The following is a 208-nucleotide window of genomic DNA, read 5'->3' on the forward strand; positions in this document are numbered from 1 at the left end:
GGGTTCAGAACGTCGTGAGACAGTTCGGTCTCTATCTATCGTGGGCGTATGAAATTTGCGTGGCTCTGACACTAGTACGAGAGGACCGTGTTGGACAGACCTCTGGTTTACCGGTTGTGCCGCCAGGTGCATCGCCGGGTATCTAAGTCTGGATCGGATAAGTGCTGAAAGCATCTAAGTACGAAGCCGGCCACAAGATAAGATTTCT

Annotated in this window: 1 rRNA gene; it reads left to right on the forward strand. The window is 51.4% G+C overall.

The window, feature by feature from the left end:
• Window positions 1–208 (forward strand): 23S ribosomal RNA (locus H6A27_RS15040); the annotation flags it as partial.

The organism is Bacteroides caecigallinarum (assembly GCF_016902295.1).
Lineage (GTDB): Bacteria > Bacteroidota > Bacteroidia > Bacteroidales > Bacteroidaceae > Phocaeicola > Phocaeicola caecigallinarum_A.